At 38.3% G+C, this 15,311-nt stretch carries 16 protein-coding genes; 11 read left to right on the top strand and 5 right to left on the bottom strand.

Features of this window, described 5'->3' with window-relative positions:
- The first annotated feature begins 162 nt into the window (after nucleotides 1-162).
- From BFJ97_RS18485 to BFJ97_RS18465, 5 genes are all read left to right on the top strand, one after another.
- On the top strand, nucleotides 163-963 hold the full coding sequence (locus tag BFJ97_RS18485; protein ID WP_068986124.1) for a transporter substrate-binding domain-containing protein: 801 nt from the start codon (nucleotides 163-165) through the stop codon (nucleotides 961-963).
- Between the two features lie 85 nt (nucleotides 964-1,048).
- On the top strand, nucleotides 1,049-1,708 hold the full coding sequence (locus tag BFJ97_RS18480; RefSeq protein WP_068986123.1) for an amino acid ABC transporter permease: 660 nt from the start codon (nucleotides 1,049-1,051) through the stop codon (nucleotides 1,706-1,708).
- Complete coding sequence (locus tag BFJ97_RS18475; RefSeq protein ID WP_068986122.1) at nucleotides 1,701-2,423, top strand: amino acid ABC transporter ATP-binding protein; 723 nt, start codon at nucleotides 1,701-1,703, stop codon at nucleotides 2,421-2,423. The genes BFJ97_RS18480 and BFJ97_RS18475 overlap by 8 nt, the downstream gene beginning before the upstream one ends.
- Nucleotides 2,424-2,518: 95 nt before the next feature.
- Nucleotides 2,519-2,752, top strand: a complete 234-nt coding sequence (locus tag BFJ97_RS18470) for a hypothetical protein (RefSeq protein ID WP_068986121.1) — start codon at nucleotides 2,519-2,521, stop codon at nucleotides 2,750-2,752.
- A gap of 135 nt (nucleotides 2,753-2,887) precedes the next feature.
- Entirely contained in the window at nucleotides 2,888-3,703 is an 816-nt protein-coding gene (locus BFJ97_RS18465; protein WP_068986120.1) for a metallophosphoesterase, read from the top strand.
- 14 nt (nucleotides 3,704-3,717) lie between these two features.
- On the opposite strand, the gene tatC is transcribed toward BFJ97_RS18465, so the two are convergent.
- The 5 genes from tatC to BFJ97_RS18440 form a co-directional block, all read right to left on the bottom strand.
- Nucleotides 3,718-4,566 (bottom strand): twin-arginine translocase subunit TatC, encoded by an 849-nt coding sequence (gene tatC / locus BFJ97_RS18460; protein WP_068986119.1) that lies wholly within the window; start codon nucleotides 4,564-4,566, stop codon nucleotides 3,718-3,720.
- 11 nt (nucleotides 4,567-4,577) lie between these two features.
- A complete protein-coding gene (tatA, locus tag BFJ97_RS18455) occupies nucleotides 4,578-4,781 on the bottom strand; it encodes a twin-arginine translocase TatA/TatE family subunit (RefSeq protein ID WP_068986118.1) in 204 nt (67 codons plus the stop codon).
- 46 nt (nucleotides 4,782-4,827) lie between these two features.
- Nucleotides 4,828-6,540 (bottom strand): GMC family oxidoreductase, encoded by a 1,713-nt coding sequence (locus tag BFJ97_RS18450; RefSeq protein WP_068986117.1) that lies wholly within the window; start codon nucleotides 6,538-6,540, stop codon nucleotides 4,828-4,830.
- A 19-nt stretch (nucleotides 6,541-6,559) separates the two neighbouring features.
- Nucleotides 6,560-7,306, bottom strand: coding sequence for a gluconate 2-dehydrogenase subunit 3 family protein (locus tag BFJ97_RS18445; protein ID WP_068986116.1), 747 nt, complete (start codon nucleotides 7,304-7,306; stop codon nucleotides 6,560-6,562).
- 325 nt (nucleotides 7,307-7,631) lie between these two features.
- Nucleotides 7,632-8,816: an alanyl-tRNA editing protein gene (locus BFJ97_RS18440; RefSeq protein ID WP_068986115.1), complete on the bottom strand. Its 1,185-nt coding sequence runs from the start codon at nucleotides 8,814-8,816 to the stop codon at nucleotides 7,632-7,634.
- Nucleotides 8,817-8,987: 171 nt separating this feature from the next.
- Here BFJ97_RS18440 and BFJ97_RS18435 point away from each other — a divergent pair, with 171 nt between their 5' ends.
- The 6 genes from BFJ97_RS18435 (at nucleotide 8,988) to BFJ97_RS18415 (ending at nucleotide 15,310) form a co-directional block, all read left to right on the top strand.
- On the top strand, nucleotides 8,988-9,275 hold the full coding sequence (locus tag BFJ97_RS18435) for a DUF6509 family protein (RefSeq protein WP_068986114.1): 288 nt from the start codon (nucleotides 8,988-8,990) through the stop codon (nucleotides 9,273-9,275).
- A gap of 906 nt (nucleotides 9,276-10,181) precedes the next feature.
- Nucleotides 10,182-11,516 (top strand): FAD-dependent oxidoreductase, encoded by a 1,335-nt coding sequence (locus BFJ97_RS18430; protein WP_068986113.1) that lies wholly within the window; start codon nucleotides 10,182-10,184, stop codon nucleotides 11,514-11,516.
- Nucleotides 11,517-11,533: 17 nt separating this feature from the next.
- Nucleotides 11,534-12,010, top strand: coding sequence for a glutathione peroxidase (locus BFJ97_RS18425; protein ID WP_068986112.1), 477 nt, complete (start codon nucleotides 11,534-11,536; stop codon nucleotides 12,008-12,010).
- Nucleotides 12,011-12,392: 382 nt separating this feature from the next.
- Nucleotides 12,393-12,662, top strand: a complete 270-nt coding sequence (locus BFJ97_RS24330) for a hypothetical protein (RefSeq protein ID WP_139114483.1) — start codon at nucleotides 12,393-12,395, stop codon at nucleotides 12,660-12,662.
- Between the two features lie 25 nt (nucleotides 12,663-12,687).
- Nucleotides 12,688-13,455: an ABC transporter ATP-binding protein gene (locus BFJ97_RS18420; RefSeq protein WP_068986111.1), complete on the top strand. Its 768-nt coding sequence runs from the start codon at nucleotides 12,688-12,690 to the stop codon at nucleotides 13,453-13,455.
- Nucleotides 13,442-15,310, top strand: a complete 1,869-nt coding sequence (locus tag BFJ97_RS18415; protein ID WP_068986110.1) for an ABC transporter permease — start codon at nucleotides 13,442-13,444, stop codon at nucleotides 15,308-15,310. Before BFJ97_RS18420 ends, BFJ97_RS18415 begins: the two co-directional genes overlap by 14 nt.
- The last annotated feature ends 1 nt before the right edge of the window (nucleotide 15,311 follow it).

The following is a 15,311-nucleotide window of genomic DNA, read 5'->3' as shown; positions in this document are numbered from 1 at the left end:
ATCCAAAAATTTTTAGTTTAGCTTGATTATTGTTTAAAAAGAGTATATCTTAATTAGCAGATAGATTTTTTATTCTTAAAAGTGAATAAATATCCATTTGGCTATTTTCGAGAACTAGATTCTCATAAACAATAAAACATAAATAAAAGGAGATTGTTGAATATGAAGAACAAATTTTTCATGCTAATGCTCGTTCTAGTCATTGGTGTACTAGCGGCATGTGGCACAAAAGAAGATAAAGCAAATAATGCAAGTTCAAATGCAGACAAAGGCACAGAAGAAAAGCAAGTATTAAAAGTAGGTACTTCAGCTGATTATGCACCATTCGAGTATGTTGACGTAGCAAAAGGTGAAGAAATGATCGGTTTTGATATCGATTTAATTAAATTAGTTGGTGAAAAACTTGGTGTAGAAATACAACTTCAAGATATGGACTTCAACAGCCTAGTGCCAGCGCTACAAGCAGGTAAAGTTGATGTTGTTATTTCTGGAATGTCACCGAACAAAGAACGTGAAAAAGTTGTAGACTTCTCTGATAAATATAATCAAACAGAGCAAGTGATCATTGTAAAAAAAGATAGTGGTATTAAAAAAGAGGCTGACTTAGCTGGTAAAAAAATCGGTGTACAAACAGCTTCTATCCAAGAAAATTTAGGTAATACTATTGCTAAAGACGTAGATGCAACAGTTGAAGGACGTACACGAATTCCTGAAATTATCCAAGACATGATGTCTAAACGTTTAGATGCCGGGATTGTAGAAGGTGGAGTAGCGAAAGGTTATTTGAAAACAAATGATCAACTAGAAGCGTTCCCAGTTAAGGAGCAACCTGAAGATTTTAAAGCGATCGCTGTTCCAGAAGGTAGCGATCTTAAAGATAAAATTAACAAAGCATTAAAAGAATTAGCTGATGAAGGTAAAATTAAAGAGCTAGAAGAGAAATGGTTAGAAAAAGTTCAATAAGCTAGTTGAAATGCGATAGCTCTATTCAGGGCTATCGCTTGTGCTTTTCATTTCCTAAAAAAAGAATGAGAAAGGAGGGGACGCTGTGAATTTAGATTTTACAGCTATCATTCCCTCTATTCCTTATATATTAAAAGGAATAGGTGTTACACTTCAAATCGCAATCGGTGCGTCAATCATCGGTTTTATAATTGGTATATTACTAGCATTGTGCAAAATTGGTAAAGTGAAAGTCTTGCGCTGGATTGCAGATTTTTATACATCGATTTTCCGCGGTACACCACTCGTATTACAATTAATGATTATTTACTATGCAGTGCCACAGTTATTAGATATTCAAATTGATCCAGTACCAACGGCTATTATTGCATTCGGGTTAAACTCAGGTGCTTATATTTCTGAAATTATTCGGGGTGGTATTAATGCGGTTGATAAAGGTCAGATGGAAGCGGCACAGGCACTAGGTATTCCATATGCAAAAATGATGAAGGATATTATTATCCCACAAGCAGTAAAAAATATATTACCATCTTTAGTGAATGAGTTTATTACATTAAATAAAGAAACAGCCGTTGTAACAGTTATTAGTGCACTTGATATTATGCGTCGAGCGTATATTGTAGGTGGCGCAACATATCGCTATCTAGAGCCTTTACTATTTGCAGGTGTAATCTACTACATTATGACGCTTGTATTAACGTTCCTTGGTAAACGAATTGAGAAAGGAATGAGAAAAAGTGATTAAAATTGAAGATTTACACAAATCATATGGACAAAATGAAGTACTAAAGGGTATTTCAACAGAAATTAAAGAAAAAGAAGTAATTGCCATTATCGGACCATCAGGATCTGGTAAATCAACATTCTTACGTTGCTTAAATTTGTTGGAGGAGCCAACGAGCGGAAAAATTACAATTGCTGGTGACGTCCTGACGGATAAAGGGACAGATATTATGAAGATCCGTGAAGAAGTTGGCATGGTATTTCAACATTTTCATCTTTTCCCTCATAAAACAGTACTTGAAAATGTAACATACGCACCGATCAATGTTAAGGGTATGGACAAGACAGCTGCTATCAAAAAGGCAGAAGACTTATTAACGAAAGTAGGTCTTTTTGAAAAGCGCAATGAATATCCAAACCGTTTGTCTGGAGGTCAGAAGCAGCGTGTTGCCATTGCTCGAGCGCTTGCTATGGATCCAAAAGTAATTTTATTTGACGAACCAACCTCAGCTCTTGATCCTGAGATGGTAAAAGAGGTATTGGCTGTTATGAAAAATCTTGCTGATACTGGGATGACCATGTTAATCGTAACGCATGAGATGGGCTTTGCTCGTGAGGTAGCGGACCGAATACTATTCCTTGATGGTGGTAAGTTAATTGAGGATGCACCACCAGAGGAGTTTTTTACAGCTCCGTCTACACAGCGTGCGAAAGATTTCTTAGAAAAAGTATTATAAACGAGAAAACGCATTTAGACCTCCTTATAGGAGTATCTAAATGCGTTTTTTTTGGTATCTCTATAAATTAGTAGGCAGATAGAAGGGTCGAAGCGATGGAAAGAAGAGTCGAAATGACGGATAGAAAGGCTGAAACGATGGAAAGAAGAGTCGAAATGACGGATAGAAAGGCTGAAACGATGGAAAGAAGGGTCGAAATGACGGATAGAAAGGCCGAAGCGACGGAAAGAAGAGTCGAAATGACGGATAGAAAGGCTGAAACGATGGAAAGAAGAGCCAAAGTAACGGAAAGAAAAGCTAAAGTGACGAATAGAAGAGTAACTCAATGAGAATAATTTTGCGTTATTCTTTTTGTGCAATCTGTGGATTTTCAGAGCATTGACTTACAATTCGAACGTTTTAAGCTTATAATAGAAGAGTCAGAGATTTTTCTGAAAAAGTAGCCACAAAGTGAGCGATTGCGATTGAAAAAATTATTATACGTAGTTTTCTTTCTTGTTTTTATAGTCGTTTTTTTGTACGTAAACAATCACTGGCTGGTTGTAAATAAGCATGTATTCGAATCAGAAAAAGTGCCTGCCAGCTTTGATGGGCTTCGCATAGTACAAGTATCAGATTTACATGATGCCCTCTTTGGTGACAATCAACAGAGACTGATAGCAACGGTTAAAGCGACAAATCCAGATTATATTTTTATCACAGGTGATGTGATTGATAGCAATCGCTATGATTTGGAGCAAAGCCTACAGGCAGTTCGAGGGCTAGTTGAAGTAGCGGATGTTTATTATGTACTAGGAAACCATGAGGTAGCGACAAATAAGGTAAGTGAAATTTATGAGGCGCTCTCATCGTTAGGTGTACATGTAATGACCAATCAATCGACCGTGTTAGAGCGCAACGGGGAGCGCTTGGCGATTATTGGTATTGAAGATCCGTTAATGGGTAGATCGACGGAAGAAATGTTGGAGATTGCAACAGCTGGTCTTCCGGATGATATGCTAAAGCTGTTATTGGCGCATCGACCAGAAGTGTTTAATACGTATGTAAATCATGGTATAGATTTGGTGTTTTCAGGACATGCACATGGTGGGCAAGTTCGTATTCCTGGACTTGGAGGACTTGTTGCGCCAGGACAGGGGCTATTTCCAAAATATACAGCTGGTGTCTACGAAGACGGAAAGACTAGTATGGTCGTCAGCCGAGGATTAGGCAATAGCACTGTACCATATCGCATTTTTAATCTTCCGGAAATTATTGTGATGGATTTAAAGAAAAAATAAGCACTGCGTGAATGCTACGCAGTGCTTTCAATTTGCTTTCGTTCAATACGTTTAACAAGGAAAATACTTAACTCATATAAAATAATCATTGGTATTAATACGAGTAGCTGGCTAATAAAATCAGGTGGTGTCATGACAGCAGAACCGACCCCCATCACGATATATGACCAGCCTCGTATTTTTTTCATGGATTCAGCTGTTAATACACCGATGGATGATAAAAAGAGAGCTACTATAGGTAACTCAAAGAGAAGTCCAAGTGGTATGGTTGTCATAACTAAAAAATGCATATATTCACTTGCGGATATCATGACATCAAAATTAGTCGCTCCCACGCTTACTAAAAATGAGTAACTGAGCGGATTTACAATAAAATAACCGAAAGTTACGCCTAGTAAAAAGAGTACAAGCATTATAGGTGCATAAAGACCAAGAAAACGACTTTCTTCTTCCTTTAACCCTGGCTTTACGAAGCTCCACAAAAAATGAACTAGAAATGGCATGGAAAGCCCAAAAGCTAGCGTTGTGGAAATGGTCATGTAAAACTTGATGACCTCTAACGGACCTAAAATGATTAGTGAATGGCCTCGAGTTACAAAAGGAAACCAAATATTAATGGTGGAGAACACAATTATAAAAAATAGGATAAATACGATTAGCCCTTTAATAATTTGCTTTCGTAGTTCTGTAATATGTTCAAGCAATGATGTCGCAGGAAAAAGCGGTTGATTAGCTACAATATCCTGTTCGATTGTCTCTATAATTGGAACTTCAACAAAAGCCTCCACAGATGTGGGAGGCTCAGCTGCTTTCTTATCAAGAGGGCTTAAATATTTTCTTTTTCCGTCCTCATATGGATCCATAGGAACCCCTCCTACGAAGCATCAGATTTTTTTTCGACCTTTTTTGTAGGTTCGTCATCGTCATCGATAAGCCCCTTCGTAGATTTTTTAAATTCTGCAAATGTTTTACCTACTGCACCGCCGATTTCTGGCAATTTTTTTGGACCAAACACGATTAAGACAATTACTAAAATGATGATTAAACCAGGTACTCCAATTGCTCCAAGACCTCCCATAAGTCTTGCCTCCTTTTAATAAAATATCTAGCCTTATCAATTGCTTTTACACTAAAGAACCACCTGATTTACTATACTTTACAACACCCTCTGCGCAGCGATAAGCTAGTGCCCCTAAAGTACCTGTAGGGTTATAGCCGCTATTGTGAGCAAAGCTTCCGGCACTTACGGCAAAAAGATTTTCTACATCCCAATGCTGAAGATAATTATTGACGACGCCATTCTCTGGTTTTAAGCTCATAACTGTCCCGCCTGTATTATGTGTTGTTTGATACGGTACGATATTGTAATCAGTAATTTCAGCGTTTGGAACAACGGTTTTGGCACCCATTTCTTTCATAATGTCAGCTGCACGCGCTGAAATGTATTTATGAAGTGCACGATCTTGATCTGTAAAGTTGTATGTTAACTGCATTAAAGGTAAGCCGTAAGCATCCTTATACACAGAATCAAGAGACAAATAATTTTCTTTATGTGGCATCGAAGCACCTTGTGCACCAATACCGAATGAGCGTGTATAGTAATAAATCGATTGCTTTTTAAACTCTGGTCCCCATGCCGGTGTATCAGGAGGCGCTGGATTTGAGCCGATAGGGCGAGTCCCTGTTTGTGTCAAAGCTATATTTCCACCATGAATAAAATCTAAGTCACTATGGTCGAAATTATCGCCATTATAATCATCTAAGCTTACGCCGAGAGAACCCGCACCCATAAATGTGTTGAATTGCTCATCAAAGAACCCTACAGCTCCAGGGAGTATCTGATAGCAATAGTTTCTTCCTAGTGTTCCTTTTCCTGTAGCGGGATCATATCGTTCTCCGATTTTAGAAACCATTAATAACTTCGCATTATTAAAGACATAGCTTGTAAGTACAACTACATTCGCGGGTTGAATAAATTCTTCACCAGATACCGTATCGACGTATTTGACGCCAGTCACTTTATTGCCTTGTTTTAAGATTTCGACAACGTTAGCGTTATAGCGTAAGTCGAAGTTACCTGTTTTTAATGCAGTAGGAACAACAGTAATTTCAGCAGATGATTTTGCACCATATTCACAACCGAAGCGTTCACAGAAACCGCAATATTGACAAGCATTAATTGTTTCACCATCAGGGTTCTTATAAACTTCTGATACGTTTGCAGAAGGAACCATGTAAGGTGATAGTTTAAGGTTTTTTGCCGCCTTTTCAAATTTTTCAAGCATGGGTGTCATTTTCATAGGCCCAGTAGGATAAGGATTTGAACGTTTGCCGCTAAATGGATTTTTGTCATCACCAGAAATACCTGTTGTTTTTTCGAACTTATCAAAATAAGGCTCGAGCTCATCGTATGTTAATCCCCAATCTTGTAATAAATAATCAGGTCCAAGCTTATTAGGTCCATAATGTTTGTCTGTTAGTGTCTTGATTTGGAAATCATATGGTAAGAAACGATAAGTCATGCCATTCCAGTGAGTACCAGCTCCTCCAAGCCCTTCACCGAGTAAAAAAGAACCAAGCTGACGCATAGGCAATGCTTTCATGTTGCGATTATTGCGGAAGGTTATCGTTTCCTTTGAAAGATTTTGCATTATATCGTAACGAATGGCGTAACGATACTCGTCGTGGATAGCCTGAAAATCCTCTGTGCCACGCTTTTGTCCACGTTCCAAACCAACGACCTTCAAGCCGGCCTTTGAGCACTCTGCAGCGACAATGCCGCCAGTCCATCCTACACCGACCGTTACAACGTCTACAGATGGTAATGTTGTTGCCATTTTCTACACCCCCGTATATTTAGTGGCTGCCTAATGAATTAGGCTCAATTTTTTGGAATTTCGGATCTTCGATTTGAGTAATATACGTCATTTGATGACCAGGGAAGCCTTTCATACGCCAGCCGTCCATATTACGATTTCCACCATATATTGGGTCAGAATAAGCACCCTCTAATGTTGCTGCGCGTAATAAAGTAAAGAAGAGTGCAGAAGTCACGCCACTCATTTGCACTTCACCTTTCTGGAAGGCCGTTAAAATTTCATCCATTTGCTTGCCATCTAAATCATTAAAGCTTTTTTTGTAGCGATTCTGTGCTTCCGACTCCAGCTTTTGAACACCTTGCTTAAAAATTTCTGCACGTGTTAAACGACTCTGATAACCTTGTGTTGGAGCGCCCTCGCCAAATGGTCCATGCATATATTCTTTAGAATTACTTCCGTATTGCCCTGCTAGCTGATGATCGATAAAGTAGGGCACATCTAAGCCCTTTGCTCCTGGACCTAAATCATCCTCAGGGAAAATACGTTCAGTTGCATTTGTTAAAATATTAAAATCTCTTTGATTCATAAAAAACATTTTAGCTTTTGGCGAGCCAGTCTCTTCAGTAGCAGTTCCATGCTGACCATGCTCAAGCGTGGCAGTTCCTTTACCAGGCATGTTATAGCCTACAAGACCACCTATTAATCCACCGCCGACTAAAGTGCCTGCTGCGATCCCTGTTGTTTTTAAAAAATCACGACGTGAAATATCTTTTTCAGGACTCATAGAAATCCTCCCCTCAAAATGTATAGAAACTATTCTATTTTTTATAATCAGCAAAAAAAGTAAATTATAATCAGGAAATATTGGAAAAATATTTAATTTCATTCGATTGGTAAAGTGGTTTGATGTAATCGAGATAAACTGTGGATTAATTGTGGATAATATGTTGATAAATGCAAGCTCTTAGGAATTGATTATTTAAACTATAATCATTGATGGGGGAGATCGTAGCAATAGAACGTGCAGTAAGTGATGATGTGGATGAATGAAAAAAGGAGCTTCCCTAGCAACGGAGAGCTCCTTTTTTTGTAATTTATCATCGAAAAGATCAGTTTAGTACTTCTTGCATAGCTTCCAATAGTTGCTCGGTAGAGATAATGTGCTCGCCACCGCCTTGTACCATTTGATCACTTCCGCCACCTTTTCCATTAATGAGTGGCAGTGCCTTTGTAGCAATGTCTCTCATACTTTTCTCAACTTTTGCACCACGAGCTGCGACAAACTGAAGCTTGTCTTCATTTTCTGAAACAAGTAATACGATAGCTTCTGTCTGCTCAGCGACAATAGTTCTTGCTAATTTTTGAAGCTCTTGCATAGTACGCTGATTAAAGGCGGCAGTAATAATGCGCTCGTTACTTGAAACTAGCGCTGCTGCTTCATAATTTAGCAGCTCTTCTTTTGCCGCCAAAAGTGCTTTTTCTGTATTTTTCTGTGTTGTTAAGATTTTTGTAAGAGCTGAAGCTGCCTCAACTTCAGGAACACTCAATTGTCTTGCCACGTCAGCTAGTACTTTCTTTCGCATGGCAAGCTCTGCTAAAACTCGATGGCCACAAACAAAAGAAACACGAATATTGCCCTTCATTTTTTCCGTTCCAAGAATTTTTATCGCGCTGACTTGTCCCGTTGATGTTGGATGGGTACCACCGCAGCCATTGTAATCAAAATCGGGAATAATAACTAAACGAATATCTCCTGTCACCGCTACCTCTTTACGTAGGTTATAGTTTTCAAGTTCCTTTTCTGTAATCCACTTCGTTTCAATTAGACGATTCTCTAAAATAATGTCATTGGCACGAGCTTCCACGGCTACAAGCTGTTCTTCTGTAAGCGCGTCTACAGCAATATCAATTGTGACCTGCTCACTACCTAAGTGGAAGCTCACAGTTGGTGCATCAAAAAGCTCCACAAAAGCAGCAGTTAAAATATGTTGACCTGCATGCTGCTGCATATGATCAAATCGTCGTTGCCAATTCAATGTACCATGCACTTCTCCAGCTAAATTTGAAGAGTCGCCTTGAATATAATGACGGATTTCATCATTAATTTTCTCGACATCAATGACCTCGATATCATTTAAAGTACCCGTGTCATGAGGTTGTCCGCCTCCTGTTGGATAAAAAGCAGTGTTTGATAGCACCACGTAGTTACGGCCTTCTTCGTCAGTTCCTTTACTGACAACTGTTGCATCAAATTCTCGTAGCATAACATCTTGGTAATATAGTAGCTCTTTCAAGAAAAAAGCCTCCTTTATATGTAGAGTATCCTTAAGAGAAGCGTGTCTCTAAATTAGTTTCCATTTAATTGTGGCATAATTACTTATAGGTGTATACGAGTTTTCTAGTTGACCCATGCTGAATTTGATTTAATATATAAAAGAACAGGTTAACTTAAAGGAGATAATACAATGGAAATTACACAATTCTCAGTGGAAGAAATTTTAGATCCAACAAACATTATTGAAGGTAAGCGTTATGAATTTATTTTAGATGTAGATATCGATGAAGAAGATGAGCTTTATCATGAGGCAGGAATTGAAATTCGTGTACTAATCGCTGAGAAAGGTGAAGAGTCATTTATTTTAAATTACTTCATCATGGAAAAAGCAGAAGGTGAGTACTTAGATTTTGCATTAGAGGATGATGAGCTAGAAGAAATTTTAGCATTCTGCAAAGAAGAAATTACAAAAGCATAAGTGAATCGTGCAGGTAAAGAAAAAAATTTCTTTACCTGTTTTTTTATTAAGAAGCTTGCTGAAATATTAGTGTTGTGTTTAAAGGTTAAACTAAGTTATGGAATAAAAAAGAGGATTTTAAACAAAGAGGTGCTTTATGTCAGTTTATACACATTCTATTATGGTAGCTTCTTTAATAACAAGCGTGCTATCCTTTGTGCTATTTGTACCTTGGCTTATTTATATGTATCGAAAAATACGGCTATTTATCTTTTTTTAAAACAATTATTATGTTCTCATTTATTTTTTACTTTTTATCGGCACTGTGTCTAGTTTTGCTACCTTTCCCAGAAACAAGAGATAATTGTTCTCTACAATCTACGGATACAGTTTATTATAATTTACATCCTTTTCAATTTGTCACTGATATTTTAGAAGATAGTGGGATTGTTCTAACGAATCCATCTACATGGCTTTATATTGCGAAACAACCAGCTTTTTTCTAAGCCTTCTACAATTTCTTACTGTTCATGCCGTTTGGCGTATACTTGCGTTATTTTCTTAAAAAAGAGAGTACTGGAAGCGTGCATTTCTTTTTAGCTTTTTGCTAACATTGTTTTATGAGGTAACACTCAAGTTACAGGAATTTATGGCATCTTTCATTGTGCGTATCGAATTTTTGATGTAGATGATTTAACTGCTTTCAGCGGGTGTCCAAACACCTGTACCTGTAATTAGATATAGACTCACCATTCTATGTACTACAAATTGTCATTACCATGCTAGCCTTTATAGCGTCCCTTGTTCTAATGATGGTTATTGCTATTCATACAGTTCGAGTCATCATAAGTGGAGGGAGAAGACGTTTATTTATGGACCAGTAGGCAGCCTTAATAGCAACGAGGAAAAAATAAGGGGGATTGTTGGATGAAATACGTAATCATCGGCGGAGATGCAGCCGGAATGTCAGCAGCAATGGAAATATATCGAAATGTACCAGGAGCAGAGATTACTTCTTTAGAACGTGGATTTATTTATTCATATGGGCAGTGTGGCTTGCCCTATGTTGTAGATGGGCGTATTTCATCGACAAAGCGTCTTATCGCAAGAGACGTTGAAACATTTCGTGATAAGTATCGTATTGATGCCCGTGTTGGTCATGAGGTTAATGGAATTGATGTAGACAAGAAGCTTGTTCTTGGAACGCAGTCATCTGGGGAAACATTTGAAATTCCCTATGATAAGCTACTTATTGCAACAGGCGCAAATCCTATTATGCCTGTAGAGAAGGGTTCGGATTTAACGGGTATACACACGGTGAAAACAATACCTCAGCTAGATGATTTACTAGCGGATTTAACGTCAGAAATAGAAAATGTAACGATTATAGGTGCAGGTTATATTGGGCTTGAGATGGCCGAGACGATACATGCTTGCGGCAAAAAAGTAAGATTAATTCAACGAGGTAGCTATGTTGCAAGAATTCTAGATGAAGAACTTGCGCTACATGTTCATGAGGAAGCAAAAAAGAATGATATCGAGCTTGTGCTAAATACAAAAGTAGAGGCGTTTGAGGGGAATCAACGGGTTGAGCGTGTAATTACGGACAATGGCGAATTTGATACGGATTTAGTCATTATGGCTACAGGTATTAGACCGAATACACAGTTTTTAGAGGGAACAGGGATAGCGCTAGATAAAAATGGTGCCATTATTGTCAATCGACATTTAGAGACATCTGTCGAAAATATTTATGCTGCAGGAGATTGTGCTACCCATTTTAATATTGTGAAAGAGCGCTTAGATTATGTACCTCTTGGAACGACAGCTAATAAGCAAGGTCGTTTAGCGGGCCTCAATATGTCAGGTAAGTTTGCGCCGTTTCGTGGTATAGTGGGTACTTCAATTTTAAAGTTTTTCAATTTAACGATTGCCACGACAGGTATTAATGAGCGTAATGCGAAAGAGTTAGGTTTTGAATATGAGGCATTTAAATTGTCTGCCCGCCATATTGCTGGCTATTATCCAGGTGCCCAACGGATATTTATTAAAATTGTTGTTCGTAAGCGAGATCAGCAGCTTTTAGGAGCACAAATTGTTGGACCGGCAGGAATTGATAAACGGATCGATGTGTTTGCAACAGCTTTATACAATAAAATGACGTTACCAGATTTACTAGATTTAGATTTAGCCTACGCGCCTCCATTCAATGGTGTTTGGGATCCTCTACAGCAGATTGCCAGAAAAAATGCGCGTTTATAACATAGGGGGAATAAGTAATGAGCGTTTACGACATTCAAGTTGCTTTAGAAGATGGTACTGAATATAGCTTAGATCGTTATAAGGGTAAGGCAATGTTAATTGTTAATACGGCTTCAAAATGTGGTTTTACACCGCAATTTGAAGAGTTAGAAGGTTTATATAAAAAATACCAGGATGAGGGCCTTGTGATTCTTGGATTCCCATCAAATCAGTTTAAGCAGGAGGTAGCGACTGCTGAGGAAGCGGCGTCACAATGTCGTTTGACATATGGGGTGACGTTCCCAATGCATGAAATTGTGAAGGTCAATGGCAAAGATGCACATCCTATTTTTGATTATCTGACATCTCATTCAAAAGGTTTTCTCGGCAACAGTGTAAAATGGAATTTCACAAAATTCCTTGTGAATCGTAACGGTGAGGTTATTGGACGTTACGGATCAGCCGATAAGCCAAGTAGCTTTGAGGAGGATATTAAAAAAGTATTAGCAGAATAAAGTTAGAGGATTCACGCACAATTTTGTGTGTGAATCTTTTTTAGCTCTTTGGAAGTTGGATGTCGATAAAATTCAGAAGTTGGTTGATAAAACGTGAAAGTTAGTCGATAAAGATTAAAAGTTAGGCGATAATTCTTGAAAGTGCCCCAATAACTAAAAAGTTGAATGACATTTTGTTAAAACTCATGTCATGAGGATAGGTTGATCTTCGTTCTGACTGGGCGACATAATAAAGTAAAAGGATTCACCCACAATTTTGTGTGTGAATCCTTTTTTGCTTTTTGGCAGGTGGATGTCGATAAAATTTAAAAGTTAGGTGATAAAAATAAAAAGTTGGGTGACATTTTGTTAGAACTTATGTCATGTAGATAGGTTAATTGGAGTGAAGACTGACGCCCTCAGGAAGCTTTGCTCTGCGCGAAAGCGAAGCAGCAGCAACAATGTTTTATCTGCGCGAAAGCGAAGCGTCAGCGGCAAATGTTTAATCTGTAGCGAAAGCAAAGCGACAGCAACAATGTTTTATCTGTGCGAAAGCGAAGCGGCAGCAACAAAGCGCCCAGTCGGAACGGAAATCCACCCCACATTATGCCTACGATTTAAGGTTGTTGTAAGCTTGCGTCAAATTTGCTGTAAGTTTGGGGTCGTATACTAAAGTCAGAAAGAAGAGGTGAGCGTTTATGACGCCATTATTAAAGGTACAAAATGTTGAAAAGACTTACGGCAAAGGCGCAAATACATTTACAGCGCTATCGAATATATCATTTGAAGTAGAAAAAGGAGAGTTTGTTGGTGTAATGGGGCCTTCAGGGGCTGGGAAATCGACGCTACTAAATGTATTAGCCACGATTGATACGCCAACGACTGGTGAAATCGTTATTGGCGATGCAAACTTAGCGCGCATGAAGGATGCAGAGTTAGCAGATTTTCGTCGCGACAATCTAGGCTTTATCTTCCAAGACTATAACTTACTTGATTCATTAACAGTGCGTGAAAATATCGTACTGCCGCTTGCAATTGCAAAAGTGCCAACAAAGGCCATTAATGCAAGAGTAGAACGCATAGCCGCATTGTTTGGTATAAAAGAGTTACTCGATAAATATCCATATCAAATTTCAGGTGGGCAAAAGCAACGTACCGCATCATCACGTGCATTAGTAACAGAGCCAAAGTTAATTTTTGCGGATGAGCCGACGGGTGCCCTTGATTCAAAATCAGCAACAGACTTGCTTGAAAGTTTAAGTAATCTGAATCATTCTCAAGCTGCCACTATTATGATGGTTACGCATGATGCATTTGCAGCAAGCTTCTGTCAGCGCATACTATTCATTCAGGACGGACAGCTTTCTAAGGAAATTCATCGTGGTACTCAAACAAGAAAGCAGTTCTTCCAAGAGATTTTACAGGTGCTTGCTGGCATCGGAGGTGGGGTAAATGACGTTATTTAGTTTAGCGCGTAAAAATATTCAACGCAATTTGTCGAATTACTTTTTATATATCGCCTCGATGGTATTCAGTATCGTTATCTACTTTACGTTTGTCACATTGAAATATAATGACGATCTTTCAGCCTTAAAGCAATCGTCACAGCAAATTAAAGGTTTGATGAGTGCATCTTCTGTTGTGCTATTATTCTTTATCGTCATCTTTATGGCGTACTCCAACTCGTTTTTTATGAAGAAACGTAAAAAGGAAGTAGCTCTATACTCACTACTAGGTGTGCGTAAACAGAAAATCGGCTTAATGCTTTTTTTCGAGAACTTAGTAATAGGGCTTGTCTCTTTAGTACTTGGTATTATTCTTGGATTCTTTATGTCACAAGGTTTATTAATGATTTTAGTGCGTCTGATGGGCTATGAGGTTGTAGGTAGTTTAACATTTTCCTCGGAGGCACTAGTAAATACAACAGGGATTTTTACTTTACTATTTTTATTCACATCTTTACAGGGCTATCGTGTCATTTATCAATTTAAACTGATTGACCTGTTTCATGCTGAGAAGCAGGGGGAGCAAATTCCACGTGCTTCACTTTTAGTAGCTATACTTGGGACGGCGCTAATTACATTTGGGTATTATACAGCGTCCTTAGATATTTTCACGAGTAAGATTTGGAGATTCTTCACAGCATTAGGTACTCCACTAATGGTGATAGGTGTGACAATTGCAGGGACATATCTGTTATTCCATAGTGTTAGCGTATTTGTGTTAACGGCGTTGAAAAAAGCAACTTCTTGGTCGTGGAAAGGCTTGAATTTAATTGGTGTATCACAATTATTGTACCGTATTCGAGCAAATGCTAAATCGCTTTCGATCATCGCTATTTTAAGTGCGACAACGATCACGGCAGGTGGCGGCGTTTTCGGAATGTATTACAATGCGGAGGCCACGGTACGCCAAATGTTACCTAACACATTTATGTGGAAGGGCGATACGGTGAAATTTCCTCAAGAAGACGTCTTGTACAATGAATCGCTTGCCGTGAAAAATTTACGTGTCGATAATGAATTTTCATTTTTTGAATATACATTATTACAAGAATCCGATTATAATCGTTTAGCAAAATTACAGGGAAAAGATGAAGAACTGCACATTGCGGATGGTTCAACAGTTTTACTTGATGCAAGCTTCGATGAACGTTTTTCACATGATTTTACCGGCGAAGAGTTTAAATTGGAGAACGGGGAATCATTCCATGTTGCTAAAATGTATACAGAGAGTGTATTAAACTTTTTGCCAGCTGGTACAGTACTCGTCGTTAATGATAAAGTGTTCGCTGCAACAAATGCAGAAGCTGTTAAAATGCAGGTAGTTGGTATGGATAATGACTTGAAGCAACAAGTCATTTCACAGGAGATTTACAATCAATTATCATCTGAACAGCAGGAAGGGTTTTCAAGTGTTCCGCAAAGTTATGAAGCTAGTTTAGCTACTGTAGGATCGCTATTGTTTGTAGGTAGCTTTTTAGGATTAGTATTTTTAGCTGCGACAGGAAGTATTATTTACTTCAAAGTTTTAACAGAGGCAGAGGAAGATCAGTCTAAATATGCAATTTTAAATAAAATTGGTGTTAACAAAAAACAAATATTAAAAGCAGTTGCAGGTCAGGTTGCCGTTATCTTTAGTGCACCACTCGTTGTTGGTATCGCACATAGTGCATTTGCGCTGCTAGCCTTTTCACAGCTATTTAGTTTGGATATAACTAAACCAGTCGTACTGTGGATGATTGCTTATTCCGCAATTTACGGCATATATTATATCTTTACAGTTCGTTCATTTTATAAAATTGTTAGACAGGGGAATTAAT

The organism is Lysinibacillus xylanilyticus, from assembly GCF_001708185.1.
Taxonomy (GTDB): Bacteria; Bacillota; Bacilli; order Bacillales_A; family Planococcaceae; genus Lysinibacillus; species Lysinibacillus xylanilyticus_A.
This window is presented reverse-complemented; position numbering and strand designations above follow the sequence as displayed.